The sequence below is a fragment of the Prescottella defluvii genome, from assembly GCF_000738775.1.
GTDB lineage: Bacteria > Actinomycetota > Actinomycetes > Mycobacteriales > Mycobacteriaceae > Prescottella > Prescottella defluvii.
In genome coordinates, this window is the sequence record NZ_JPOC01000028.1 from 12,661 (window position 1) to 36,795 (window position 24,135).

19 protein-coding genes and 1 tRNA gene are annotated in these 24,135 nt (G+C 69.6%); 5 read left to right on the plus strand and 15 right to left on the minus strand.

Annotation, left to right across the window (positions count from 1 at the left end; all coding sequences use genetic code 11):
- Positions 1-20: 20 nt before the first annotated feature.
- Complete coding sequence (prmC, locus tag IJ15_RS0110860; RefSeq protein ID WP_031938364.1) at positions 21-911, minus strand: peptide chain release factor N(5)-glutamine methyltransferase; 891 nt, start codon at positions 909-911, stop codon at positions 21-23.
- A gap of 142 nt (positions 912-1,053) precedes the next feature.
- Here prmC and IJ15_RS0110865 point away from each other — a divergent pair, with 142 nt between their 5' ends.
- Positions 1,054-1,461, plus strand: a complete 408-nt coding sequence (locus tag IJ15_RS0110865; RefSeq protein WP_031938365.1) for a hypothetical protein — start codon at positions 1,054-1,056, stop codon at positions 1,459-1,461.
- Between the two features lie 41 nt (positions 1,462-1,502).
- Here the strand turns inward: IJ15_RS0110865 and prfA are convergent, their stop codons facing one another.
- The 8 genes from prfA to argS form a co-directional block, all read right to left on the minus strand.
- Positions 1,503-2,582 (minus strand): peptide chain release factor 1, encoded by a 1,080-nt coding sequence (gene prfA / locus IJ15_RS0110870; protein ID WP_031938366.1) that lies wholly within the window; start codon positions 2,580-2,582, stop codon positions 1,503-1,505.
- Between the two features lie 143 nt (positions 2,583-2,725).
- The gene (rpmE, locus tag IJ15_RS0110875; protein WP_031938367.1) at positions 2,726-2,959 is read right to left on the minus strand and encodes a 50S ribosomal protein L31; all 234 of its coding nucleotides are present in this window, start codon (positions 2,957-2,959) and stop codon (positions 2,726-2,728) included.
- Positions 2,960-3,173: 214 nt separating this feature from the next.
- Positions 3,174-5,231 carry a transcription termination factor Rho gene (gene rho, locus IJ15_RS0110880; RefSeq protein ID WP_031938368.1) on the minus strand — a complete coding sequence of 686 codons (2,058 nt, stop codon included), beginning with the start codon at positions 5,229-5,231 and terminating at the stop codon, positions 3,174-3,176.
- 331 nt (positions 5,232-5,562) lie between these two features.
- Positions 5,563-6,492: a homoserine kinase gene (gene thrB / locus IJ15_RS0110885; protein WP_031938369.1), complete on the minus strand. Its 930-nt coding sequence runs from the start codon at positions 6,490-6,492 to the stop codon at positions 5,563-5,565.
- 77 nt (positions 6,493-6,569) lie between these two features.
- Positions 6,570-7,673: a threonine synthase gene (gene thrC / locus IJ15_RS0110890; RefSeq protein WP_031938370.1), complete on the minus strand. Its 1,104-nt coding sequence runs from the start codon at positions 7,671-7,673 to the stop codon at positions 6,570-6,572.
- On the minus strand, positions 7,670-8,983 hold the full coding sequence (locus IJ15_RS0110895; RefSeq protein ID WP_031938371.1) for a homoserine dehydrogenase: 1,314 nt from the start codon (positions 8,981-8,983) through the stop codon (positions 7,670-7,672). Before IJ15_RS0110895 ends, thrC begins: the two co-directional genes overlap by 4 nt.
- Complete coding sequence (lysA, locus tag IJ15_RS0110900) at positions 8,980-10,401, minus strand: diaminopimelate decarboxylase (protein WP_031938372.1); 1,422 nt, start codon at positions 10,399-10,401, stop codon at positions 8,980-8,982. Before lysA ends, IJ15_RS0110895 begins: the two co-directional genes overlap by 4 nt.
- The gene (gene argS, locus IJ15_RS0110905) at positions 10,398-12,050 is read right to left on the minus strand and encodes an arginine--tRNA ligase (protein ID WP_031938373.1); all 1,653 of its coding nucleotides are present in this window, start codon (positions 12,048-12,050) and stop codon (positions 10,398-10,400) included. Before argS ends, lysA begins: the two co-directional genes overlap by 4 nt.
- A 166-nt stretch (positions 12,051-12,216) precedes the next feature.
- Here argS and IJ15_RS0110910 point away from each other — a divergent pair, with 166 nt between their 5' ends.
- The 3 genes from IJ15_RS0110910 to IJ15_RS0110920 all read left to right on the plus strand — a co-directional run bounded on the left by IJ15_RS0110910 (position 12,217) and on the right by IJ15_RS0110920 (position 14,031).
- The gene (locus IJ15_RS0110910) at positions 12,217-13,056 is read left to right on the plus strand and encodes a DUF3105 domain-containing protein (RefSeq protein ID WP_031938374.1); all 840 of its coding nucleotides are present in this window, start codon (positions 12,217-12,219) and stop codon (positions 13,054-13,056) included.
- Positions 13,057-13,064: 8 nt separating this feature from the next.
- Positions 13,065-13,796, plus strand: coding sequence for a DUF305 domain-containing protein (locus tag IJ15_RS0110915; protein ID WP_031938375.1), 732 nt, complete (start codon positions 13,065-13,067; stop codon positions 13,794-13,796).
- Between the two features lie 162 nt (positions 13,797-13,958).
- Positions 13,959-14,031: transfer RNA gene (locus IJ15_RS0110920), tRNA-Arg, on the plus strand.
- A gap of 105 nt (positions 14,032-14,136) precedes the next feature.
- Here IJ15_RS0110920 and IJ15_RS0110925 read toward each other — a convergent pair.
- Complete coding sequence (locus IJ15_RS0110925; RefSeq protein ID WP_031938376.1) at positions 14,137-15,420, minus strand: hypothetical protein; 1,284 nt, start codon at positions 15,418-15,420, stop codon at positions 14,137-14,139.
- 8 nt (positions 15,421-15,428) lie between these two features.
- Positions 15,429-16,454: a TIGR03617 family F420-dependent LLM class oxidoreductase gene (locus tag IJ15_RS0110930; RefSeq protein WP_031938377.1), complete on the minus strand. Its 1,026-nt coding sequence runs from the start codon at positions 16,452-16,454 to the stop codon at positions 15,429-15,431.
- Between the two features lie 90 nt (positions 16,455-16,544).
- Here IJ15_RS0110930 and IJ15_RS0110935 point away from each other — a divergent pair, with 90 nt between their 5' ends.
- On the plus strand, positions 16,545-19,838 hold the full coding sequence (locus IJ15_RS0110935) for an arabinosyltransferase domain-containing protein (RefSeq protein WP_031938378.1): 3,294 nt from the start codon (positions 16,545-16,547) through the stop codon (positions 19,836-19,838).
- Between the two features lie 11 nt (positions 19,839-19,849).
- Here IJ15_RS0110935 and IJ15_RS0110940 read toward each other — a convergent pair whose 3' ends face one another.
- The 4 genes from IJ15_RS0110940 to cysD are packed head-to-tail and all read right to left on the minus strand — an operon-like array spanning position 19,850 to position 24,009.
- Positions 19,850-20,089, minus strand: a complete 240-nt coding sequence (locus IJ15_RS0110940) for a Rossmann-fold NAD(P)-binding domain-containing protein (RefSeq protein ID WP_031938379.1) — start codon at positions 20,087-20,089, stop codon at positions 19,850-19,852.
- A 28-nt stretch (positions 20,090-20,117) separates the two neighbouring features.
- Positions 20,118-21,233: a 3'(2'),5'-bisphosphate nucleotidase CysQ gene (locus tag IJ15_RS0110945; RefSeq protein WP_031938380.1), complete on the minus strand. Its 1,116-nt coding sequence runs from the start codon at positions 21,231-21,233 to the stop codon at positions 20,118-20,120.
- Positions 21,230-23,083 carry an adenylyl-sulfate kinase gene (gene cysC / locus IJ15_RS0110950; protein WP_031938381.1) on the minus strand — a complete coding sequence of 618 codons (1,854 nt, stop codon included), beginning with the start codon at positions 23,081-23,083 and terminating at the stop codon, positions 21,230-21,232. Before cysC ends, IJ15_RS0110945 begins: the two co-directional genes overlap by 4 nt.
- A complete protein-coding gene (gene cysD / locus IJ15_RS0110955) occupies positions 23,083-24,009 on the minus strand; it encodes a sulfate adenylyltransferase subunit CysD (protein ID WP_031938382.1) in 927 nt (308 codons plus the stop codon). The genes cysC and cysD overlap by 1 nt, the downstream gene beginning before the upstream one ends.
- Positions 24,010-24,135: the final 126 nt, after the last annotated feature.

Below are 24,135 nucleotides of genomic sequence, written 5' to 3' on the forward strand. Positions count from 1 at the left end.
ACTGGACCGTCGGACCGCTTTCATCGCGCCGCCTCCGCCTCGGTCGCGACCCGCTGCGCGACGACGAACCGGGGCCTGCCCGCGAGGTCCGGATGCTCGGCGACGTGATCGAAGACGCGACGGGCCCGGAACAGCTCGGCCACCTGAGCACCGTTGGTGTCGTCGTGTTCGACGCCCACCGCACCGCCGATGCGCAGCCACCGCGCAATGTTGTTGACCATCGGTTTGATCACCGACAGGCCGTCGGCCCCACCGAACAACGCGGTGTGCGGATCGTGTTCGGCCACTTCGGGGTCGAGCACGGCGCCCTCGGGGATGTACGGGGGGTTGGAGACGATGAGGTCGACACCACCCTCGAGCTCGGTGAGCAACGCCCGGTCCGTCACGTCACCCTGGACGAGACGGATCGGCGTGTCCCCCGCCTCTCGCCGACGATCGGCGTTGCGACGGGCCCACGCCAACGCATCCGGCTGCAGTTCGACGGCATGGACGACAGCATCGGGCCGGGCGTGGGCGATCGCCAGGGCCAGCGCACCGGAGCCGGTACACAGGTCCATCACGACGGGGGCCCGGAGACCGGAGGACTCGAGATGCGCGAGCGCCCACGCCAGCAGGAGTTCGGTCTCGGGGCGCGGGACGAACACGCCGGGCCCGACCTCGAGGTCGATGTTGCCCATCGCGGTCGATCCCGTGATGTATTGCAGCGGAATGCGTTCCGCGCGGCGCGCCACCATCTTGCGGTACTCGTCGATGACCGGCGGGTCCACCAGCGGCACCAGGCCGAGGCGCGTCCGTTCGACACCCAGCAGATGCGCGGCGAGGAGTTCGGCGTCCACCCGCGCCGAGGGCACCCCGGCTCTCTCCAACTCGGCGGCTGCCTCGATGATGGCCAGGCGGATGGGTTGTCTCACGGGGTACAGACTGCCACGTCGGTCACGGACGCAACACGGATAGGTGCCGGACAGCTTGCACCGACGCTACAGCCGTCGTCCCGGCGATAGAATACGACCGGTCTGGACACCGTCAGACCGAGGCCGGACGAAGGTACATCCCATGTTCTCCGCCACAGCGGTACGTCTGCTGACTGCCGCAGCATTCACCACAGTTTCCGTCGCGATCGGGCCCGCGATCGCGCACGCCACCGCATTCGACGTACAGCCGGCACCGGCGATCTGCCCGGGCGGGATGGGCGTCGCCGACGCCACCGCCCTGCCCGACGGACGGCTCGCGATCAGCGTCGACGAACCCCCGCCGGCCGGCGGCGGCAGAGTCGTCTGGGTCAACAACTCCACCGGCGCCAACGGCATCGCCACGCTCACCAACAACGGCAGCCGCGCGGAGTTCGTCGCGGACACCGGTCCCGGTGTCGTCACCACCGTGCTCGACGGCGTCTACACCAACGGTGCCGGTCAGCCGTGCGTGCTCGCACAGGGCGGCGTCACCACCACCGTCGTGAGCTGACGCGGTCGACTACTCGGCGGTGGATGCTCGCTCGCCGAGGCTCACTCGGCGGCGAGTCGGGCCTCTCGGTCCGCCTTGCCCAGGGCGTCGAGCAGCGCTTCCATGTCACCGTCGAGGACGGCGTCGAGATTGTGCGCCTTGAATCCGATCCGATGATCGGTGATCCGGTTCTCCGGGAAGTTGTACGTGCGGATGCGCTCGGAGCGGTCGACCGTGCGGACCTGACTCTGACGTCCGGCCGACGCCTCGGCGTCCGCGGCCTCCTCGGCGGCAGCCTGCAGACGCGCCGCGAGCACCTGCATCGCGCGGGCCTTGTTCTGCAGCTGGGAGCGCTCGTTCTGGCAGGTCACGACGATGCCGGTGGGCAGGTGGGTGATCCGGACCGCGGAGTCGGTGGTGTTGACGCCCTGGCCGCCCTTACCGGACGAGCGGTAGACGTCGATGCGCAGATCGGTCTCGTCGATCTGCACCTCCTCGACCTCCTCGGGCTCCGGGTAGATGAGGACTCCCGCGGCCGAGGTGTGCACGCGTCCCTGCGACTCGGTGACGGGCACTCGCTGCACGCGGTGGACGCCGCCCTCGAACTTCAGGCGGGACCAGACACCGTCCCGGACGTCGCCCTTCGACTTGATCGAGATGGTCGCGTCCTTGTATCCGCCGAGGTCGGACACGGTGGCGTCGAGGATCTCGACCTTCCAGCCGGCGCGCTCGGCGTGCCGGACGTACATGCGGGCGAGGTCGGACGCGAACAGCGCCGACTCCTCACCGCCCTCGCCGGACTTGAGTTCGAGGACGACGTCGTCGCCGTCGTGCGGGTCTCGCGGGGCCAGCAGGTCGGTGAGCGCCTTGTCGAGCTCGGTCACCGTCTCCTCGAGCGCCGGAATCTCGGCGGCGAACGCGGAGTCGTCGGCAGCGAGCTCCCGCGCGGCCTCGAGATCATCCTGTGCCGCGACGAGCTTGGCGTACGTGGCCATGATCGGTGCCAGTTCGGCGAAGCGCTTGCCGGCCTTGCGGGCCGCCGACGGATCGTTGTGCAGCGCCGGATCGGCGAGCTGCTGCTCCAGACCTGCGTGCTCGGCCAGGATGTCGTCGATCGCCGACGGCTTCGTCGTCCCTGCCATTCTGGGCTCCTGTTTCGCGTTTTGCGCACTTGTCGTTGTCGTCGAGACCTCCGAATCGCGGCAAGTGCGCAAAACGCGGTTCGGGTTGGTACAAAAAAGCCGACGCCCGGCCTGCAGAAGCAGGACGGGCGTCGGCGGGACAGCTACTGGTCGGCAGCGGCCTTCTTGTCGGCACGCTTGCCGTAGCGAGCCTCGAAGCGAGCCACGCGGCCGCCGGTGTCGAGGATCTTCTGCTTGCCGGTGTAGAACGGGTGGCACTGCGAGCAGACCTCGACGTTGATACGTCCGCTGGTCGCGGTGCTGTGGGTCTCGAACGTGTTACCGCAACCGCACACGACGGTGGTGGCAACGTACTCGGGATGGATTCCAGCCTTCATGGTGTCCCTTTCAATGGTCGCCGGGTCGACCTCGCCATTCGAAGCCGTGAACCGGAACCGGACATGATTGTCACGCGATCGCCCATTCTGCCAGAGGCGGACGCATCCTCATAAACGCGCCCCCGGCCCGATTGATTCCCGCCCGATACGACGCCGTCCCCGCGGCGCGAGGCACACGGGGACGGACGTCGTCGATCGGGAACGCGCCCGGAGGTCAGTCCTCCAGGGCACCCGGAGCGGTCTTCGAGACCTGCATGAGGAACTCGATGTTGCTCTTGCTCTTCTTCAGACGGTCGACGAGCAAGTCGATCGCCTGGTGCGTGTCCAGACCGGACAGCACACGCCGCAGCTTGTGCACGACGGCGAACTCGTCCGGGCTCATGAGGAGCTCGTCCTTACGAGTGCTCGACAGGTTGACGTCGACGGCCGGGAACACCCGACGCTCCGCGATCTTGCGGTCGAGCTTGAGCTCGGCGTTGCCGGTGCCCTTGAACTCCTCGAAGATCACCGTGTCGCCCGTGGAGCCGGTCTCGACCAGCGCCGAGGCGATGATCGTCAGCGAGCCACCGTTCTCGATGTTGCGAGCGGCACCGAGGAAACGCTTCGGCGGGTACAGCGCGGTCGAGTCGACACCACCGGACAGGATGCGTCCGGACGCGGGCGAGCTGTTGTTGTACGCGCGACCCAGGCGGGTGATCGAGTCGAGCAGCACCACGACGTCGCGACCGGCCTCGACGAGGCGCTTCGCGCGCTCGATGGCGAGCTCGGCGACCGAGGTGTGATCGGCCGGCGGACGGTCGAACGTCGACGCGATGACCTCGCCGTTCACCGAACGCTGCATGTCGGTGACTTCTTCGGGACGCTCGTCGACGAGGACCACCATCAGGTAGCACTCGGGGTTGTTCACCGTGATCGCGTTCGCGATGTCCTGCAGGACCGTTGTCTTACCGGCCTTCGGCGGCGACACGATCAGGGCGCGCTGTCCCTTACCGATCGGCATGACCAGGTCGATGACACGCGTGGTGAGGATGTTCGGCGTGGTCTCGAGGCGCAGTCGCTGGTTCGGGTAGAGCGGCGTGAGCTTGTTGAACTCGGGACGCCTGCGCGCCGCCTCGACGTCGCCACCGTTGACGGTGTCCAGGCGCACCAGCGGATTGAACTTCTGCCGCTGGCTGCTCTGCTGCTCACCCTCACGGGGAACGCGGACCGCACCGGTGATCGCGTCACCGCGGCGCAGGCCGTTCTTGCGAACCAGGTTCATCGAGACGTACACGTCGTTCGGGCCGGCGAGGTAGCCGGAGGTGCGCACGAACGCGTAGTTGTCGAGCACGTCGAGGATGCCGGCGACCGGCTGCAGGACGTCGTCCTCGCGGATCTCGGGCTCCCGGGCATCCCGGCCCTCCCCCGCCTCGCCACGGTCGCGTCCACGACGACGCTCACGGACGCGACGCCCACGACGGCCGCGGCCGCCCTCGTCGTCGTCACCGTCACGGCGATCGCCGCGACCTTCACCGCGGGGTCCGTTGCCGCCCTGCGATCGATCGCCACTCTGAGCACGGTCACCGCGCTCACCACGGTCACCGCGCTCGCCACGGTCACCGCCCTGAGCACGATCGCCGCGGTCACCCCGCTCGCCGCGCTCACGACGTCCGCCACGCTCACCGCGCTCGTCGGACTGCTGCTCCCGGCCCTGCTCCTTGTCGGAGTCGGTGGCCTTGGGCTCCGCCGGCGCATTGCCGGACTGAGTGTTGTCGTTCTCGGCGCCTTCAGGGGCACCCGACCGGCGCGACGCGCCGCGACGCTGGCGGCCGCGGCGGCCACCCTGCTCGGCGTCGGTGCCGTCCTGGGCATCGGCGGCCGGCGGCGCCGACTGCTCGACGCTCTCCTTGCGGGGAGCCGGGGTCTCCGCGGCGGGCGCGCCCTCGGCGGGCGCCGACTTCACGGGAGCCGCCTCGGCGGGCGCCGACTTCGCGGGAGCCGCCTTGGCAGCACTCGAACCGCCCTGGCGCTCCTTGATCGCGGCGATCAGGTCGCCCTTGCGCATACCCGAGGTGCCCTTGATGCCGAGTTCGCCCGCGAGCGAACGAAGCTCGGCGAGCACCATCCCGGACAGCCCGGCCCCGCGGCGTGCATCGGCACGCTTGGTGGACGCGACGACCGCGCCCTCGCGCGGTGCAGCGTCAGAAGTCTGTGGAGAATTTCCCGCCCGGGCACCCGCGGCCTCTGCCGGGGAATCTTGGACAGGCGTGGCAATCAGGTCCGTATCGGTCACGGAGGTCCTTTCCTTCCCTCGCTCGCGCTGCGCAAAGCCGAGGGTTCGTCCCGCAGTTCAGTCGACAACTGAACTCGGATGTGCCGTATCCGCTGGATGGAATGTCGGCTTGTCCTCCATCACATCACCCGAGGAGGCGGGTGCTGTCGATCGATCCACGCAGAGGAGAGCGCGCAAGAATCGTGCCAGGATTACCCCGAAGAAATGGAGCGACTGCCCTGGTGAAGCACCGGCGTCTGAAGCGCACGATGTACGGACACGCTCAGGATAGCGGCGAATGCCCCACTGGGCAAGAAGCAGTCCTGAGCGCGTCCGATCGGTCCATCCGGACTCAGTCGACCTGAACCCCGTCGGCGATCTCGAGGTCGAGCACCCGCAGGCCCTCGCCTTCGGCCTCGACCCGCAGCGCGTCCGGGAAGGGCCGGTTCGACAGCGCCAGCACGGTGGGGCCGGCACCCGAGACGGTGGCAGCGATCCCCGCCTCACGCAGCTTCGCGATCCACCGCGTCGTGAGCGGCAGCGCCGGCGCCCGCTGCGTCTGATGGAGCTTGTCCTCCGTCGCGGTCATCAACAGGTCCGGGCGCTGGGTGAGCGCGACGACCGCGAGCGCACCGCGGCTGATGTTGAAGGCCGCGTCACGGTGCGGAACGGTCTCCGGGAGCAGTCCACGGGTGAGCGCGGTCGACGAACGCTCGGACGGCACCAGCACCACCACCCGGACGTCGGAGTGCACTGGCAACCGCACGGCGCGGTAGAGGCGCTGCGCATCGTCGTCGGCGGTCTCACTCCACGACACCACCGCGCCGCCCAGCACGCTGGCGGCGGCATTGTCCGGATGTCCCTCGAACTCGGACGACAGCTGAACCAGCTGAGCGTCGGTCAGTTCCAGTTCCGGAGCGGCCTTGCGGGCGAGCCCGTTGGCCGCGGCCAGGCCACCGACAGCTGCCGACGCCGACGAACCGAGACCTCGCGAGTGCGGAATGGCGTTCCGGCACACCACATCCAGGCCGTCGGCCCACACTCCCGCAGCCTCGAGACCCCGCTCGATGGCGCGGACGACGAGGTGCGACGGACCCCACGGCACGTCGTCGGCGCCCTCCCCCTCGACCCGGACGGTCAGGCCCGACTCGGTGGTGGTGACCGTGATCTCGTCGTACAGACCCAGTGCGAGCCCCAGCGTGTCGAATCCCGGACCGAGATTCGCACTGGACGCGGGGACGCGAGCGGTCACCGTGAGTCCGACGGGAAGGGTCTGTGTCATCGCCTGGTTCCGAATCGTGGTCCGGGTCGTCTCGTCCTGGTTCACCGGTGTCGCTGCCGTGTCCCTGGCCGTGGTCACTACGCCAGCTCGAGGGCGGAGGCGACAGCCACAGGGTCGACCGGGATCGGCTGCACCGCCGGCATGCCCGCGAGGGCGGTGTCGGGGTCCTTGAGGCCGTTGCCGGTGACGGTGCAGACCACGGTCAGACCGGAATCGAGCCAGCCCTCCTTGCGCGCGGCGAGCAGGCCGGCGACGCTGGCCGCCGACGCCGGCTCCACGAAGACACCCTCGGTGGCCGCGATCAGGCGGTACGCCTCGAGGATCTCCTCGTCGGTGGCGGCACGGAACGCGCCGTTCGACTCCTCCTTGGCGGCGACGGCACCGTCCCACGACGCGGGCGCGCCGATACGGATCGCGGTCGCGATGGTCTCCGGGTCCTTGACCGGGGCACCGTGCACGAGCGGCGCAGCGCCGGCTGCCTGGACACCGAGCATGCGCGGGCGCACCGAGGTGATGCCGTCGGCGAAGTACTCCGAGTACCCGCGCCAGTAGGCGGTGATGTTGCCGGCATTACCGACGGGCAGTGCATGCACGTCGGGGGCCTTGCCGAGGGCGTCGCAGATCTCGAACGCGGCGGTCTTCTGACCCTCGATGCGCACCGGGTTGACCGAGTTGACCAGGCCGATCGTCGGGAACTCGGCGGTGGTCTTGCGAGCCAGCTCGAGGCAGTCGTCGAAGTTGCCCTGCACCTGGATGATTCGCGCACCGTGCATGACGGCCTGGGCGAGCTTGCCCATCGCGATCTTGCCCTGCGGAACCAGCACCGCGCAGCCCATACCGGCCACAGCGGCGTACGCGGCGGCCGACGCCGAGGTGTTGCCGGTGGAGGCGCACAGCACCGCCTGCTGGCCGCGGGCGAGCGCGTCGGTGACGGCCATCGTCATGCCGCGGTCCTTGAAGGAACCGGTGGGGTTGAGGCCCTCGACCTTGAGGTACACGTCGCAGCCGGTGAGCTCGGACAGGTGCCCGGCGGGCAGCAGCGGCGTGCCGCCCTCGCGCAGGGTGACGGTCTTCCAGTTCGGTCCGATCGCGAGCCGGTCGCGGTAGGCCTCGATCAGTCCCGGCCACGGGGTGTGGACGGCGGTCGTCTTGGTGTCGGCCTTGGGGCTGGCGCCGGTCATTCGGAGGTACCTTCCAGTCGGAGCACGCTGGTCACAGCGGTTACAGATTCGAGTTCGGCGAGGGCGGCAACCGTTTCCGAGAGTGCCGCGTCGTTCGCGAGGTGAGTCACGACCACCAGGCGTGCACCGTCACCGGCACCCTCCTGCCGGACCGTGGAGATGCTGACGCCGCGCTTGGCGAACTCGGCGGAGACCGCCGAGAGCACACCGGCACGGTCGGCCACCTGCATGTTCACGTAGTAGCGGGTGGGGATGTCGCCCATGGGTGCGATGGGCAGATCCGCGTACTTGGACTCGCGGGGTCCACGCCCGCCGTGCACGCGGTTGCGCGCGGCCATCACGAGGTCGCCCATGACGGCGGACGCGGTGGGGGCGCCACCGGCGCCCTGGCCGTAGAACATCAGGCGGCCCGCGGCGGCGGACTCGACGACCACGGCGTTGTACGCGCCGTTGACGCCGGCGAGCGGGTGCTCGCGCGGAACGAGCGCCGGGTAGACGCGGGCGGAGACCCGCTCGCTGCCGTCCTCGGCGACGATCCGCTCGCAGATCGACAGCAGCTTGATGGTGCAGTCCAGCGACTTGGCGGCGTCGAGATCGTCCGAGGTGATCTTCGAGATGCCCTCGCGGTACACGTCACCGGCGGTGACGCGGGTGTGGAACGCGATCGAGGCGAGGATCGCGGCCTTCGACGCGGCGTCGAAGCCCTCGACGTCGGCGGTCGGGTCGGCCTCGGCGTAGCCCAGACGGCCGGCCTCGGCGAGCGTGTCGGCGTAGTCGGCGCCGGTCTCGTCCATCGCGGACAGGATGAAGTTGGTGGTGCCGTTGACGATGCCGAGGACGCGGTTCACCCGATCACCGGCGAGGGACTGGGTGAGCGGGCGGATCACGGGGATCGCACCGGCGACGGCGGCCTCGAAGTACAGGTCGACGCTCTGCCGCTCGGCCGCCTCGGCGAGTTCGCCGGTGTACTCGGCGAGCAGTGCCTTGTTGGCCGTCACCACGGACTTGCCCGCATTGAGCGCGGCGAGCACCAGTTTGCGCGGCAACTCGATGCCACCGATGACCTCGACGACCACGTCGACGTCGTCACGGGTCACGAGGGCTTCCGCGTCGGTGGTCAGCAATTCCTGCGGCACCCCGCGATCGCCGTCGATGCGGCGTACCGCCACACCGCGCAGTTCCAGTCGCCCACCGACCCGGGCCTCGAGGTCGGTCGAGTGCTCGCGGATGATCCGAGCCACCTCGCTGCCCACGGTCCCCAGGCCGAGAACAGCCACCCCGATGGCGCGCTGCGCCGATTCGCTGGTCACTCCGAAACCTCCAAGCTGAGCAGATCTTCCACAGTTTCCCTACGCAAGATTAGGCGTGAGGCGCCGTCTCGCACTGCCACCACGGCGGGCCGGGTGAGCAGGTTGTAGCGGCTGGACATCGAATAGCAGTATGCGCCGGTCGCCGCGACCGCGAGCAAATCTCCGGGTCCCAGGTCGTCCGGCATCCACGCGTCGCGGATGACGATGTCACCACTTTCGCAATGCTTGCCGACGACACGCGCGACGACGGGTTCGCCGTCGCTGTCCCGCGACACCAGGCGGGCGTCGTATTCCGCCTGGTACAGCGACGTGCGGATGTTGTCGCTCATGCCGCCGTCGACGCTGATGTACCGCCGCGTCGCGCCGGCATCGAGGGTGACGTCCTTGATGGTGCCGACCTCGTACAGCGTGATGGTGCCGGGGCCGGCGATGGCGCGACCGGGCTCGACCATGAGGGTCGGGGCGGGCAGTCCCGCGGCGGCGGACTCGGTGGCCACGATGTGGGCGAGCTTGGCCGCGAGTTGGTCCACCGGCGGCGGATTGTCGCTGGACAGGTACGAGATGCCGAGACCGCCGCCGAGGTCGACGATGGTCAGTGGCGCGGCCTTCTCGGCACCGAACCGGTCGACGATCTCCCGGATGAGGCCGATCACCCGGTGTGCGGCCAACTCGAAGCCGTCGACCTCGAAGATCTGCGAGCCGATGTGGCTGTGCAGGCCGACGAGGCGCAGGTTGCCGGCCCCGAGGACACGCGCGGCGGCGTCCATCGCCTTGCCGCCGGACAGCGAGAAACCGAACTTCTGGTCCTCGTGCGCGGTCGCGATGAACTCGTGCGTGTGTGCCTCGACGCCGACGGTGATGCGGATCAGCACGTCCTGCACGACGCCGTGTCGGGCCGCGGCTTCGTCCAGGCGGTCGATCTCGATCATCGAGTCGAGCACGATGTGCCCGACCCCCGCCGCGACGGCGGTGTCGAGTTCGGCGACGGACTTGTTGTTGCCGTGCATCGTGATGCGCTCGGCGGGGAACCCGGCGTGCAGTGCGACGGCGAGTTCGCCGCCCGATGCGACGTCCATCGACAGTCCCTCGTCACGGACCCAGCGGGCGATCTCCGCGGACAGGAAGGCCTTCGACGCGTAGTGGACGCGGTCGGCACCGCCGAAGGCGCGGGCCATCTCCCGGCAGCGGGACCGGAAGTCGTCCTCGTCGACGACGAACAGCGGGGTGCCGTACTTCGCGGCCAGGTCGGTGACCGGGACACCCGCGATCCGGACGACACCGTCGGAGCCGCGTTCGGCGCCGCGCGGCCAGACCTGCGCGGGCAGCGCCGTCATCTCCGACGGCGCGGTGGGACGCGGGGGCAGGCCCGGGGCGTGCTGGATCTCGGCGTGCCGGGGACCGGCCGGATGCGCGTTCACATCCGCTCCGGTGCGGAGACACCGAGCAGTCCGAGCCCGTTGGCCAGGACCTGACGCGACGCGTCGCACAGTGCGAGGCGCGCGGTGTGCAGGTCGCCGGCCTCCTCGTCGCCCTGCGGCAGGATGCGGCACGCGTCGTAGAAGCGGTGGTAGGTGCCCGCGAGTTCCTCGAGGTAGCGCGCGATGCGGTGCGGCTCGCGCAGTTCGGCGGCCTTCGCGACGACGCGCGGGTACTCGCCGATGGTGCGGATGAGGTCGCCCTCGCGGTCGTGCGTGAGCAGGCCCAGGTTCGGGTTCTGTGAGCTCAGCCCCAGGTCGGCGGCATTGCGGGCGATCGAGCACAGGCGCGCGTGCGCGTACTGGACGTAGTACACCGGGTTCTCGTTGCTGGTGCTCGTCCACAGCTCGAGGTCGATGTCGATGCTCTGGTCCACCGACGAGCGCACCAGCACGTAGCGGGACGCGTCGACGCCGATCGCCTCGACGAGGTCGTCGAGGGTGATGACGGTGCCGGCACGCTTGCTCATCTTCACCGCGACACCGCCGCGGACGAGGTTGACCATCTGGCCGATCATGACCTCGACGGTGTCGGGGTCGTCGCCGAACGCGGCCGCGGCGGCCTTGAGGCGTCCGATGTAGCCGTGGTGGTCGGCGCCGAGCATGTAGATGCACAGATCGAAACCACGGGAGCGCTTGTCCTGGAAGTACGCGATGTCACCGGCGATGTAGGCGGCGTCACCGTCGGACTTGATGACGACGCGGTCCTTGTCGTCACCGAAGTCGGTGCTCTTGAGCCACCACGCACCGTCCTCGTGGTAGAGGTTGCCGGAACCCTTCAGGGTCTCGACCGCCTTCTCCACGGCACCGGACTCGAACAGCGAGTTCTCATGGAAGTAGACGTCGAAGTCGACACCGAACTCGTGCAGCGTGTGCTTGATGTGCGCGAACATCAGCTCGACGCCGATCGAACGGAACGTCTCGCGACGCTCGTCCTCGGGCAGGCCCGCAGCGCCGGGGACGCGGGAGACGACGTCGGCGGCGATGTCCTCGATGTACGCGCCGGCGTAGCCGTCCTCGGGGGCCGGCTCGCCCAGCGCGGCCGCGACCAGCGAATTGCTGAATCGGTCGATCTGACGGCCGTGGTCGTTGAAGTAGTACTCGCGGGTCACGTCGGCGCCCTGCGCGGCCAGGATGCGGCCCAGTGCGTCGCCGACCGCGGCCCAGCGCGTTCCACCGAGGTGGATCGGGCCGGTGGGGTTCGCGGAGACGAACTCGAGGTTGATCCGCTTCCCGGCGAGGGCATCGCCCGCACCGTACGCGGCGCCGGCCTCGAGTGCCTGCGCGACGATCGCGCCCTGGGCGTCCGCGGCGAGGCGGATGTTGAGGAAGCCGGGTCCGGCGACCTCCGCCGAATCGATGCCGTCGGCTGCTGTCAGCGCCGCCGCCAACCACGTGGCCAGATCACGCGGATTCGCGCCGGCCTTCTTGGCGACCTGCATCGCCACATTGGTGGCGTAGTCGCCGTGCTCGGGATTACGAGGACGCTCGACCGTCAACGTCGCGGGCAGTACGGATACGTCGAGTCCGTGCTCGGCGAGCACCGTCGCGGCGGTCCCTCGGAGCAGTTCGGCAAGGTCGGCTGGAGTCACAGGAGTCCATCTTATTGCCTGGACGAGCGCACCGATTACCCAGTATCGCCCTCTCAGAGGTTTCCCTCAGGGTCGGAACGTACAGTGGTGAAGCCTGAGGGGGATCCCGGACGCTCCATACTCCTCGGAGATGCCCTATGTCCAATCACCGAAAGAGCACTCATCGATGCCCAGCGGTTCGGAAAGTCGCGGTCCCGGTAACAGAAACACGGGGGCCAAGTCAGCCAAGGCGATCAAAGCAGCCAAGAAGCAGGGCGGGGTGCCCGCCGCCAAACGCGGTCCGGGCGCGCCGCGCCAGATTCCGTGGCTGACCATCGGCGCCGTCGTCGCAGTCGTCGCCCTGATCGGCGTGCTCGCGATCAACATCTTCCCGAAGTATCAGGACCAGCAGGCGGTGGCGAAGTTCGCGCCGTCGGAGTCCAATCAGGATCCGTCGACCGAGATCGACGGTGTCGTCAAGATCGACTACCCGGCCGGTGTGCACGTCGACGCGACGCAGCGCGTGGCCTACGACCAGTCGCCGCCGTTCGGCGGACCGCACGACGCCGTGTGGGCGACGTGCATGGGCACCGTCTACGAGAACCCGATCCGCAGTGAGAACGCCGTCCACTCGCTCGAGCACGGTGCGGTCTGGATCGCGTACAACCCCGACAAGGTCGACGACGCCCAGCGTCAGCTGCTCGAGGAGCGCGCGAGTTCCCGCGACGGCTACATGATGATGTCGCCGTACCCGGGCTTGGATTCGCCGATCTCGCTGCAGTCGTGGGGGCACCAGCTGAAGGTCGACAGTGCCGACGACGAGCGCATCGACCAGTTCATCGCCGCGCTGCGCCTCAACCGGTTCGCCTACCCCGAGGTCGGCGCGAGCTGCTCGACCATCCCGGGCTCGTTCGATCCGGCCAATCCGCCGGCGTTCGACGCGAGCGCGCCGGGACCGGACGCGGTTCCGATGGACGGTGGCGGCATCGCGCCGGACGCCTCCGAGATCCCCGGCGGAAACGGGTGACAGGGCCTGTGACCGACGACCAGAACCAGGCCGCGTCGGCACCGGCAGCGTCCAACCGCAGTCAGCGGACGGCGCTCACGGTGATCGGGCTGATCGGTGTCCTGGCGATCGGGTTCGCGCTCGGATTCTTCGTGAAGCTGCCGCTCGACGACGACACCGCGACGGTCCCGAAGGCCGATTCCGTCGACGTCGGGTTCTCACAGGACATGACGGTCCACCACAACCAGGCCATCGACATGGCCACGATCGCGTTGACGAAGTCCGGCGATCAGACGGTGAAGAATCTCGCGTACGACATCCTGACGACCCAGCAGAACCAGGTCGGCCAGATGCAGGGCTGGCTGGCTCTGTGGGATCAGGCGCCGCTGCCCACCGGCGGGTACATGACGTGGATGACCGAGGGTGAGGGTCACGGCGCTCACGGGAGCACCGCGGCGTCGGAGGCGTCGAAGGCGTCGGCGCCCGCTCACGACACCGGCTCGATGCCCGGCATGGCCAGCCCCGCGGAGATGTCGGCGCTGGGACAGGCGACGGGGCCGGAACTCGACGTCATGTTCCTGCAGCTCATGCTGCGCCACCATCAGGGCGGGCTGCCGATGATGGAGTACGCCCAGCAGTACGCGGACGTTCCGGTGGTCCGCAACCTCGCGAAGACGATGGTCGCGACCCAGCAGGGCGAATCGACGCTCATCACGGGCATGCTCGCGGAGCGGAACGCAGTACCGCTTCCCATGAACTGAGCGCGGCATCCGTGACCGGGCGGCGCATCCTCCAACGGATGCGCCGCCCGGTCTCGTTTCCGCGTCGGCCGCGCGAAAAACACCGATCTACCAGCCGATGTGGATGATCGCCGACAATGCGCTACGCTAACTCCGCCCACTGGCACACCGGATTTCCGGTGCGCCCCCGTAGCTCAGGGGATAGAGCGTTCGCCTCCGGAGCGAAAGGCCGCAGGTTCGAATCCTGCCGGGGGCACCGAGAAGGCCCCACTCTTTCGAGAGTGGGGCCTTCAGCCGTTTCCGGGGGTGTTTCCCAGGTTTCCTATGCGGTGTCGGCGACGTCAGCGCGCGTCAGTGCGCGTCAGTGCGTGCTCTGGGCTCCCGATCGCAGTTCCAGCCCCCACGCGCCCACACCGCACAGGACGATCACCGCGAGCGCCACCACGCCGGCGGGCACGGAGACCGCTATCGGCTGCGGGGACGCCGACGCGTAGTCCGCGTACCGTTCGGTGATCGTCCAGGCCACGGCCGCGATGCCCGGGACCCCGATGGTGAACGGCAGCGACAGTCCGACCGTCGACGCCGGCGCGGAGGCGGGAAGACACGACCCGACCACGTACCCCGCGGCGACGGGCAGCACGAACATCGCGGCGATCTGGGGCAGGTCCGAGCGGTCGAGGTCGACGATGGCGCCCGCGGCCACCAACGCCAGGAGTCCGAACCCGGCGGCCGGAACCGGCCACCTCAGGCCCACCACGACACCGACGACGATCAGGCCGGCCGGGACGGCGAGGGACCACCAGTCGCCGCCGGACCACGTTCCCCCGGTTGCCGCGGCGAGCACCGCCGCCCCGGCAAACACCACCTGTCCGTCACGCCCGGGCAGGTGCCACGCGATCCAGGCGACGAGCACCGTCGCGAGACCGGCGTACGGATACCACCACTCGGGCCGTGCCCCCGACTCGACCAGGATCCAGGCGGCGACGAAGGCCGCGACGGGCAGTGCGGCGGTGGCCGCGAGCCACGGGGTGTCGACCCGCGCGGTCCACGACGTCCGCCGGTCGAGAAGCGCCGTCAGGACGACGAGTACCGCCGCCACGGCGGCGGGCCACAGGCCCACCACGCCCGGTTGGTCCGTCGATTCCGCCGTCGTCAGCGGGGTATATCCGGAGTAGGCGGTCCAGCCGAAGTCCGCCGTGCCGAACCGGCGCAACGCCACGAACGCGCCCGACAACAGGAACGCGCCGATGGCACCCGCGGCGAGTGCGGCCTGGGCGTCGCGCTCGCGGGCGGCGAGGGGGGAGATCGCGCCCAGGACCATGCCTGCGGCAACGGCATTGGAGTACAGGAGTACCGCCGGATCGTCGGGGTACGCCAGCAACTCCGGCAATGCGAGCAGCAGCAGCCCGGCGACGGCGGTGGTCGTCACCAGAGTGAGCGAGCGCCGCCGGGTCAGCGCCACCGTCACCAGCACGGCCACGACGGCGGCGCCCGCGACACCCACGCCGTTCACGGAGAGGACGTCGGGGAGCCTGCTCGACGCCCTGACGGGGTCGTCGGGCATCGGCGACCACAGCACCCGACCGGCGAGCACCCCGCACAGCAGCGCGGCGAGCACCGGCACGATCCGAGCGAGACGGCTCATGTCACTCCCTATCGGGTTTGCAACTCTGCGACCACCTCGGCCATGCGGCGATCCTGATCGGGATTCTCGGGCAGCGCCAGTGTGACACTGCGGGCGACGCCGTCGAGTCGGCTGCGGACGGTGTCGGCGAGTGCGTCGTAGCGGGCGGTCGGCACGACCGTGCCGAGGACGTCGTCGGTGACGATGTCGCGCAGTCGATCCCAATCCTGGTGGCGGACGAGTTCGGCGAGCCGCCCCTGGAGGTCGGGGAAGCCGTGGCGTTCGAGGGCGCCGCTGTAGGCCGGGGTCGAGTACAGGAACGCGAACAGCCGACGACGGCGTTCGCGTTCCTCGGCGACCTCCGCGTCGGTCGCGCCGGTGATCACCTGCAGTCCGGCGACGACGTCGAAGTCGTCCAGTGCGCGACCGGCGGTCGCCGCGCCTTCGGTGAGCGCCGGCACGCATTCGTCGGCGAGGTAGCGCGGATCGGAGTTGGTGGGGTGGGTGACGAGGCCGTCCGCGCACTCCCCCGCGACGCGCAGCATGCGCTGCCCCACACCGCCCAGGTAGATCGGGGGTAGCGGGGTCGTCGTGTCCGGGCCCGGGTTGAAGTAGGGCTGCATGCGGGTGAAGCGGTACGTGTCGCCTTCGTACGCGACGAGTTCGCCGGTGCGGAACGTCTCGAAGGCGGCCCGCACGACCCCGACGTACTCGCGCATCGCGGCCGCGGGCGCACTCCACGGCATCGCGTACCGCTCCTCGATGTTCTGCCGGATCTGGCTGCCGAGGCCGAGGTGGAACCGCCCGCCGGACAGTTTCGACAGGTCCCACGCGGTGTAGGCCGTCACGAGCGGGCTGCGGACGAACGCGAGGGCCACCGAGGTTCGCACCGTGATCCGTTCGGTCGCCTGCAGTGCGAGCAGTGCGAGCAGGAACGGGTCGTGCACGGTCTCCGAGACGTGGAGTCCGTCGTAGCCTGCGGCCTCGACGCGTCTGGCGAAGTCCGCGACCGAGGACAGGTCGATTGCGGGATCGGTTCCGGTGTACACCTTCATCCGTCAGTTGTACCCGGCGAATTGCCGGATTTCGCAGTGAGTCGGTGCGTCTGGCTGTGGTTGATGTGATTGCAGTTACCATCGCTTCTCGTGGTCGACAGCATGGTGGGGGCGGAGCATGTATCCGCGCAGGGGCAGACACGGACGAACGAACGGGTGGCATCGAAGTGGGGGCTTCGACGCGCACGCCTGATCGCGATCGTCGCGGCGGTCGTCGGCATCGTGTCGGCGCTCGCGATTCCGTTGCTTCCGGTGCATCAGGAACAGGCGACGCTGTCGTGGCCGCAGAACGGGTCGCCGCGCAGCGTCGAGGCGCCCCTCGTGTCGTATGCGCCCATGACGTTCGACGCCCGGATCCCGTGCGCCACGGCCGCCGGTCTCGACGACGGCGGACTCCTGGTCTCGACGATTCCGGCGGGAGCACCGGGAACGGAGCAGTACGGCCTCATCGCCAAGACCGTGGCGTCGGAGTCCGCGCCGACGCGCCTGGAGGTGATCCTCCGTGACCGGTCACTGATCTCCATGCCGCTGTCGGAGGTGTCCGGCGTCGACTGCGCGATCGTCGTCTCGTCCGATTCGACCCGGACGATCGCGTCGATCACCGGCCCGGGTGGCGACCTCGTGACGAAGACCTTCGAGGGCGACTTCCGCCCCCAGATCGTCGGCGTGTTCAGCGATCTCGACGGTGTGGCCCCCGAGGGCCTGCAGGTGACCGCGCCCCTCGACACCCGGTTCTCGACAACCCCCACACTGATCAAGATCGTCGCGATGATCGTGACGGTGCTGGCGACGCTGCTGGCGCTGGTCGCACTGCATCGGCTGGACCTGACGGACGGTCGCCGGGCGCGCCGCTTCCTGCCCGCCCGGTGGTGGCGCTTCGGCGTCCTGGACGTCGTCGTCATCGGAACCCTGCTGCTGTGGCACTTCATCGGCGCGACCACCGCCGACGACGGCTACCAGTACACGATGGCGCGGTCGGCGCAGTCGTCCGGCTACATGTCGAACTACTTCCGCTACTTCGCCGTGCCCGAGACCCCGTTCGGCACGCCCTACTACTACATCTTCGGCCTGCTCGACGACATCTGGAACGCGAGTCCGTGGGTGCGCCTGCCGGCGCTGCTCGCGGGCGTCGTCACGTGGCTGGTGCTCAGCCGGGAGGTGGTGCCCCGCCTGGGTGCGGCGGCACGCACGAACAAGATCGTGTTGTGGACGGGCGCCCTCGGATTCCTCGCGGTGTGGTTGCCGTACAACAACGGTCTGCGCCCGGAACCGATCGTCGCGGCCGGGGTGCTGCTCACGTGGTGCTCGGTGGAGCGTGCCATCGCGACGCGGCGGCTGCTGCCGGCCGCGGTCGCGATCCTGATCGCCGCGGCGACGCTCTCGGTCGGTCCGTCCGGTGTCATCTGTTTCGCGGCACTGCTCGCGGGGCTGCGCCCGCTGCTGCGGATCGTGATCGCGCGCGCCAAGGCCGTCGGATTCGCGGCACTGTTGTTGCCGCTCATCGCCTCCGGCACCGCCATTCTCGTCGCGATCTTCGCCGATCAGACGCTCGCGGTGGTCCCGGCCATGCAGGACGCGCACGTCGCCGGCGGCCCGAGCGAGAAGTGGTTCAGCGAGAACCTGCGCTACCAGTGGCTGCTCAACGACACCGCCGACGGCTCGCTGGCGCGCCGGTTCGGCATCTTCGTGATGTTCCTGGGGCTCGCGGTCTGCACCCTCGCAATCCTGCGCAAGAGCGGCCGCATCCCCGGCACGTCGGCGGGTCCGTCGCGCCGCATCATCGGGGTCACGATCGGCGCTGTCGCGCTGATGATGTTCACGCCCACCAAGTGGACGCATCACCTCGGCGTCTTCGCCGGTCTGGCGGGTGCCCTCGCGGTCCTCACCGCCGTCGCCGTCGGCACCGCCGTGCTGCGCTCGCCTCGCAACCGTGCACTGTTCGCTGCCGGGATGCTCTTCCTGCTGGCGTTCACGTTCATCGGGACGAACAACTACTGGTACGTGTCGGCGTGGGGTGTGCCGTGGTGGGACAAGCCGCCGTCATTCGCCGGCACCGGGGCCGCGACCATGCTGTTCGGTGGTGCGATCGTGATGGTCGGGGTCGCGACGTGGTGTCACCTTCGTGACTCCCCCGTCCCCGCACCGGGTTCCCGCACCCGGCGACTGTGGGCGCTGCCCCCGCTGACCATCGCGGCCGCCGCGATGGTGCTGTTCGAGGTGCTCTCGCTCGCGAAGGGCACGGTGAGCCAGTATCCCGCGTACTCGGTCGGCAGGTCGAACTTCGACGCGCTCCGCGGCCAGAACTGCGGGCTCGCGAACGACGTGCTCCTCGAGACCGACCCGAATGCGTCCATGCTGCAGCCGCTCTCGGGCGACGCGGCCACCGCACTCGCCGGCACCGAATCCACCGGGTTCGGACCCAACGGCGTCGCGTCGGATCTCAGTGCCGACGCGGAGGCCGCGGCGGCGGGCACCGCGAACCTGGTCAACCCGGACGGGGCGTCCACCTCGACCGATACCGCGGCCGGGACCGGTGGCGGCGAGGGCGCTGCGGGCATCAACGGCAGTACCGTCGCGCTGCCGTACGGACTCGACCCCGCAACCACACCCGTGCTCGGTAGCTACCGCGCCGGCGAGCAGACGCCGGCGTCGCTGGTCAGCGGTTGGTACGGACTGCCGGCCGTCGGCGACGACGGAACGCGCGGTGACCTCGTCTCGATCGCCGTCGCCGGACGGATCCGCTCGATGGACTCCGACGGCATCGTCCGGTACGGGCAGGATCTGGAACTCGAGTACGGGGTCCGCCGACCCGACGGTTCGGTCGACGTCCTGGGTCGGGCGCTGCCCCTCGACATCGGACCCGAGCCGTCGTGGCGGAACGTGCGGGTGCCCCTGGACCAGTTGCCCGCCGAGGCCGACGCGGTTCGTCTCGTCGCCGCCGACGAGGACCGCGACCCGGACCAGTGGCTGGCGGTCACTCCGCCGCGCGTCCCGCAGACGCGGACCCTGCAGGACGTCGTCGGCTCCGACACCCCGGTGCTCGTGGACTGGGCGGTGGGGCTGCAGTTCCCGTGCCAGCAGCCGTTCTCGCACGCGAACGGTGTCGCGGAGGTGCCCGGGTACCGGATCCTTCCCGATCGTCCCGGCGCGGTCTCGACGAACCGGTGGCAGGACCATTTCGGTGGCGGGCCACTGGGTTGGACCGATCAACTGTTGATCGCCGAGACGGTCCCGTCGTATCTGAATCACGACTGGCGACGCGACTGGGGTCAGATCGAACAGTTCACGCCCCGCGACGAGTCCGCGGTGCCCGCCGAACTCACGACGGTGACCGAGCGACGGTCCGGGCTGTGGAACCCGGGCCCGATGGCGCTGCGCTTCTGAGTCGAGGCCGGTTAGGGTCGATCCCGGTTCGCCCGCTCGAGGACCGCGTCGATCGCCGCCCTTGCCTGCGGGCTGTTGCGCCAGCAGGTCGAACCGGTGGCCGCGGCCCCCGCATCGAGGATGTCGTCGGCGTGAACGGACTGCAGCGCGGCGAAGCTGTCGTGGCCCATGTCTTCGAGTCGTCGCAGCACCGTGGGACCGACGCCCTTCAATGCCAGTAGGGCCGCACGCTGTTCGTCGTCGAATGCCACGGGGCGACCCTACCGGCCGACCCGGACGTCAGTGTTGCGGCTCGATGATCGCGGTGATCGAGTCGATCTCGGCGCTCGGGATCGAGAAGTGCTCGGTGATCGCGACGGTGATCGTGTCGCCTCCGATGCTCATGTCGAGCAGGAATCGGGCGACCACGTCGGTGCCCCACTCGCGGAACCGGAGGTCCCGGACCGCGCTGATCGGCCGGTACTGCGCCCCTGTCTCGAGCATGGCGCGGATCTCCTCACCGGAATCGCCTGTGCGCCGACCGTTCTCGTAGCGGCGGCAGTGCCGGGCGAGCCGGACCTTGCCGGTGTCGTGCGTGACGAGGGCATCGATGTACTCACGTGCCATCGCCACCCGTGGGGTGTCGGTGGGGCCACCGGTCTCTTCGGCGATCCCGGCGAGCAGTGGAACCGCGAGGTCCCGGCGGCAGATGAGCAGGTCGGGCAGGTACGGATGCGGTTGGTTGTAGCGCAGGGGTGTGCCGTCGATCCGGGAACAGTGCAGTCCGGCGGACAGTGCGACGCCGACCGGTGCCGCCGAGTCCCACTCCCATTGCCCGCCGGCGTGGACGTACGCGTCGGCCTCACCGCGGAGCACCGCCATGGCCTTGGCTCCCGCCGATCCCATCGAGGCGACGTCTGCGCCGACCCGCCGGGCGAGCGCCCGCGCGAACGGCGGGGGCCTACTGTCGCTCACCAGAATTCGTGGACGGTCACGATGCGAGTCGACGGCCCGGACCGCCCCGCTGACGTACACCTCGCCGCGTGCCGGTTGCGCGACGGCCGCCGCCGTGATGCCGAGGTCCCGTTCCCACAGCGCGACGTGCACGGCCCAGTCGGTGCGGCCGGCGAGACCGTACTCGCGGGAGCCGTCGAGCGGGTCGACGATCCACACCCGCGGGTTCTCCGACCGGAAGGGATCGTCGGCGGCCTCCTCGGACAGCACGGCGTCGTCGGGCCGTGCGGCGGCCAGCCCGTCCAGCAGGAGCGCGTCGGCCGCCGCGTCTCCGCGTCGGCCCAACTCCTTCGCGGCCGCCGTGCCCAGCGGGGTCTCCCCCAGTTCCCGGGACCGGATCTCCAGCAGCAGATCCCCCGCGCGGGTGGCGAGGTCGGCCGCGAGTTCGGCGTCGGTGCTCACAGGTTCAGATACTCCATGATCCTGGCGGCCTGCGCGACCGGATCGCCGTCCTCCGGTCGGAGCACCAGTTCGGCCCGCTCGGGAGCCTCGTACGGGTCGTCGACGCCGGTGAATCCGGTGATCTCCCCCGCCCGCGCCTTGGCGTACATGCCCTTCGGGTCGCGGGCCTCGCACTGTTCGATCGGGGTGTCGACGAACACCTCCACGAACGGCAGGCCCGCATCGAGGTGCCGGCGCCGGACCCGGTCCCGGTCGGCGTGGTAGGGGCTGATCAGCGATGCGATCGCGACGGTGCCGCCGTCCGCGAGCAACTGCGCGACCGCACCCACCCGGCGGACGTTCTCGGCGCGGTCCGCGGCGGTGAATCCGAGGTCGGCATTGAGTCCGTGCCGCAGATTGTCGCCGTCGAGGCGGTAGGCGGGTATCCCGGCCGCGACCAGTCGGCGTTCGAGTTCGACGGCCACGGTGGACTTGCCGGACGCCGACAGCCCGGTGAGCCACACCGTCATGCCCCGGGTGGCGCGCTCGGCGCGGGACACGGCGGCCGCGTGCCACACCACCTTCGATTCCTTGAGCGTGGGTCCGGTGATCATGCCGGCGGCGACGGTGTTGCCGGTGGTGTCGTCGACGAGGATGAAGCTGCCGGTCACCCGGTTGCGGCGGTACGGGTCGAACAGCAGCGACTGCTGGGTCCGCAGCTGGATACGCCCGATCTCGTTGAGCCCCAACGACTGCGCGGTCTCGTCGCGGTGCAGGGTGTTGACGTCGAGGCGGTAGTCGAGCCGCACCACCTGCGCCCGGGTGGCGCGGGTGGTGTGCAGGACCGTGTACCGCGTGTCGGGACGCAGCGCCGACTGCTCGGTGAGCCAGCACACCATCGCGTCGATCTCCTGACCGACGAGCGGGCGATTGTTCGGCCGGCACAGGGTGTCGCCGCGGCTGACGTCGAGGTCGTCGGCCAACTGCACGCACACCGCGGACGGCGCGAACGCCTCCTCGACGGGTTCGCCACCCGGCCCCCAGATCGCGGCGATGGTCGACGTGAATCCCGACGGCAGCGCGACCACCTCGTCGCCGGGTTTGAACACACCGCTGGCGACGGTGCCCGCATAGCCCCGGAAGTCGCGGTGGTCGGCATCGCTCCGCGATTGCGGGCGGATGACGTACTGGACGGGCAACCGCGCGTCGATGAGGTTCCGATCGGACGCGATGTGCACGTCCTCGAGGTGATGCAGCAGCGACGACCCCTCGTACCACGGCATGTTCTCGGTGCGGGTGACCACGTTGTCGCCCTCGAGCGCGGAGACCGGGATGAACGTCAGGTCGCGCACGTCGAGTTTGGTTGCAAACTGACCGAACTCGTCCTTGATCTCCCCGAAGCGTTCCTGCGACCAGTCGACGAGGTCCATCTTGTTGACGCACAGCACGAGGTGCGGGATACCCAGCAGTGTCGACAGGAACGCGTGCCGCCGGGTCTGCTCGAGCACGCCCTTGCGGGCGTCGACGAGGATCAGCGCGAGGTCCGCGGTCGAGGCGCCGGTGACCATGTTGCGGGTGTACTGCTCGTGCCCGGGGGTGTCGGCGATGATGAACTTGCGCTGCGGGGTCGCGAAGTAGCGGTGCGCGACGTCGATCGTGATGCCCTGCTCGCGTTCGGCCCGGAGCCCGTCGGTGAGCAGCGCCAGGTCGGTGTACTCGGTGCCCCGCTCGCGGCTGCTGCGCTCGACGGCCTCGAGCTGGTCCTCGAAGATGGACTTCGAGTCGTAGAGCAGACGTCCGATCAGGGTGGACTTGCCGTCGTCGACGCTGCCCGCGGTGGCGACGCGGAGGAGCTGCCGGGTGTGAGCCATCAGAAGTACCCCTCCTTCTTGCGGTCCTCCATGCCGGCCTCGGAGATCCGGTCGTCGGCACGGGTGGCACCGCGCTCGGTGATGCGACTCGCGGCCACCTCGGTCACCACCTCCGCCGCGGTGGCGGCCGTCGACTCGACGCAGCCGGTGCACGTCGCGTCACCGACGGTGCGGAATCGGACGAGCGACTCCCGAGGCTCCTCTCCGGGCAGCAGCGTCAGGAACCGAGAGCGCGCCAACAGCATTCCGTCTCGTTCGACGACCGGGCGGCGGTGCGCGTAGTAGAGCGACGGCAGCTCGATCTCCTCCGAGGCGATGTACTGCCAGATGTCGAGTTCGGTCCAGTTCGACAACGGGAACACCCGGATGTGCTCCCCGCGGCGGTGCCGGCCGTTGTAGAGGTTCCACAGCTCGGGCCGCTGCGCCTTGGGATCCCACTGCCCGAACTCGTCCCGGAAGCTGAAGACCCGTTCCTTGGCGCGGGCCTTCTCCTCGTCGCGGCGGGCGCCGCCGAACACGGCGTCGAACTTGTTCTCCCGGATGCCGCGCAGCAGCGAATGCGTCTGCAGGCGGTTGCGGCTCGCCCGCGGGCCGGTCTCGTCGACGACCCGCCCCGCAGCGATGTCGTCCTCGACGCTCGCGACGACGAGCCGCAGGCCGAGTCGCTCCACCGTCCGGTCGCGGAACTCGATCACCTCGTCGAAGTTGTGGCCGGTGTCGACGTGCATCACCGGCAGCGGCAGCGGCGCCGGCCAGAACGCCTTGGCCGCGACGTGCAGCATCACCACGGAGTCCTTGCCGCCGGAGAACAACAGGACGGGACGCTCGAAGGTGGCGGCGACCTCGCGGAAGACGTGGACGGCTTCGGCCTCGAGCGCCCCGAGATGGGAGAGCTCGTAGGCCGGCGGGGATTGCAGGCCACTCATCTGCAGCTCGCTTTCGACTTCGGTACCCATTCTCGACCCTGAAGCGTCCGCCGAGAATAGGACGCGTTTCCAGGCACGGTCAACGTTCGTCGGCCCGCGACCGAATGTCACATGCGTTCAGCTGGA

Bases quoted from the DNA above. Each gene is read 5' to 3' on its own strand.
- IJ15_RS0110930 (WP_031938377.1), bottom strand. From the start codon at position 16,454: ATGAAGGTGTACACCGGAACCGATCCCGCAATCGACCTGTCCTCGGTC.
- IJ15_RS0110910 (WP_031938374.1), top strand. From the start codon at position 12,217: ATGCCCAGCGGTTCGGAAAGTCGCGGTCCCGGTAACAGAAACACGGGG.
- IJ15_RS0110925 (WP_031938376.1), bottom strand. From the start codon at position 15,420: ATGAGCCGTCTCGCTCGGATCGTGCCGGTGCTCGCCGCGCTGCTGTGC.
- prfA (WP_031938366.1), bottom strand. From the start codon at position 2,582: ATGGCAGGGACGACGAAGCCGTCGGCGATCGACGACATCCTGGCCGAG.
- thrC (WP_031938370.1), bottom strand. From the start codon at position 7,673: ATGACCGGCGCCAGCCCCAAGGCCGACACCAAGACGACCGCCGTCCAC.
- cysD (WP_031938382.1), bottom strand. From the start codon at position 24,009: ATGAGTGGCCTGCAATCCCCGCCGGCCTACGAGCTCTCCCATCTCGGG.
- thrB (WP_031938369.1), bottom strand. From the start codon at position 6,492: ATGACACAGACCCTTCCCGTCGGACTCACGGTGACCGCTCGCGTCCCC.
- cysC (WP_031938381.1), bottom strand. From the start codon at position 23,083: ATGGCTCACACCCGGCAGCTCCTCCGCGTCGCCACCGCGGGCAGCGTC.
- IJ15_RS0110865 (WP_031938365.1), top strand. From the start codon at position 1,054: ATGTTCTCCGCCACAGCGGTACGTCTGCTGACTGCCGCAGCATTCACC.
- rpmE (WP_031938367.1), bottom strand. From the start codon at position 2,959: ATGAAGGCTGGAATCCATCCCGAGTACGTTGCCACCACCGTCGTGTGC.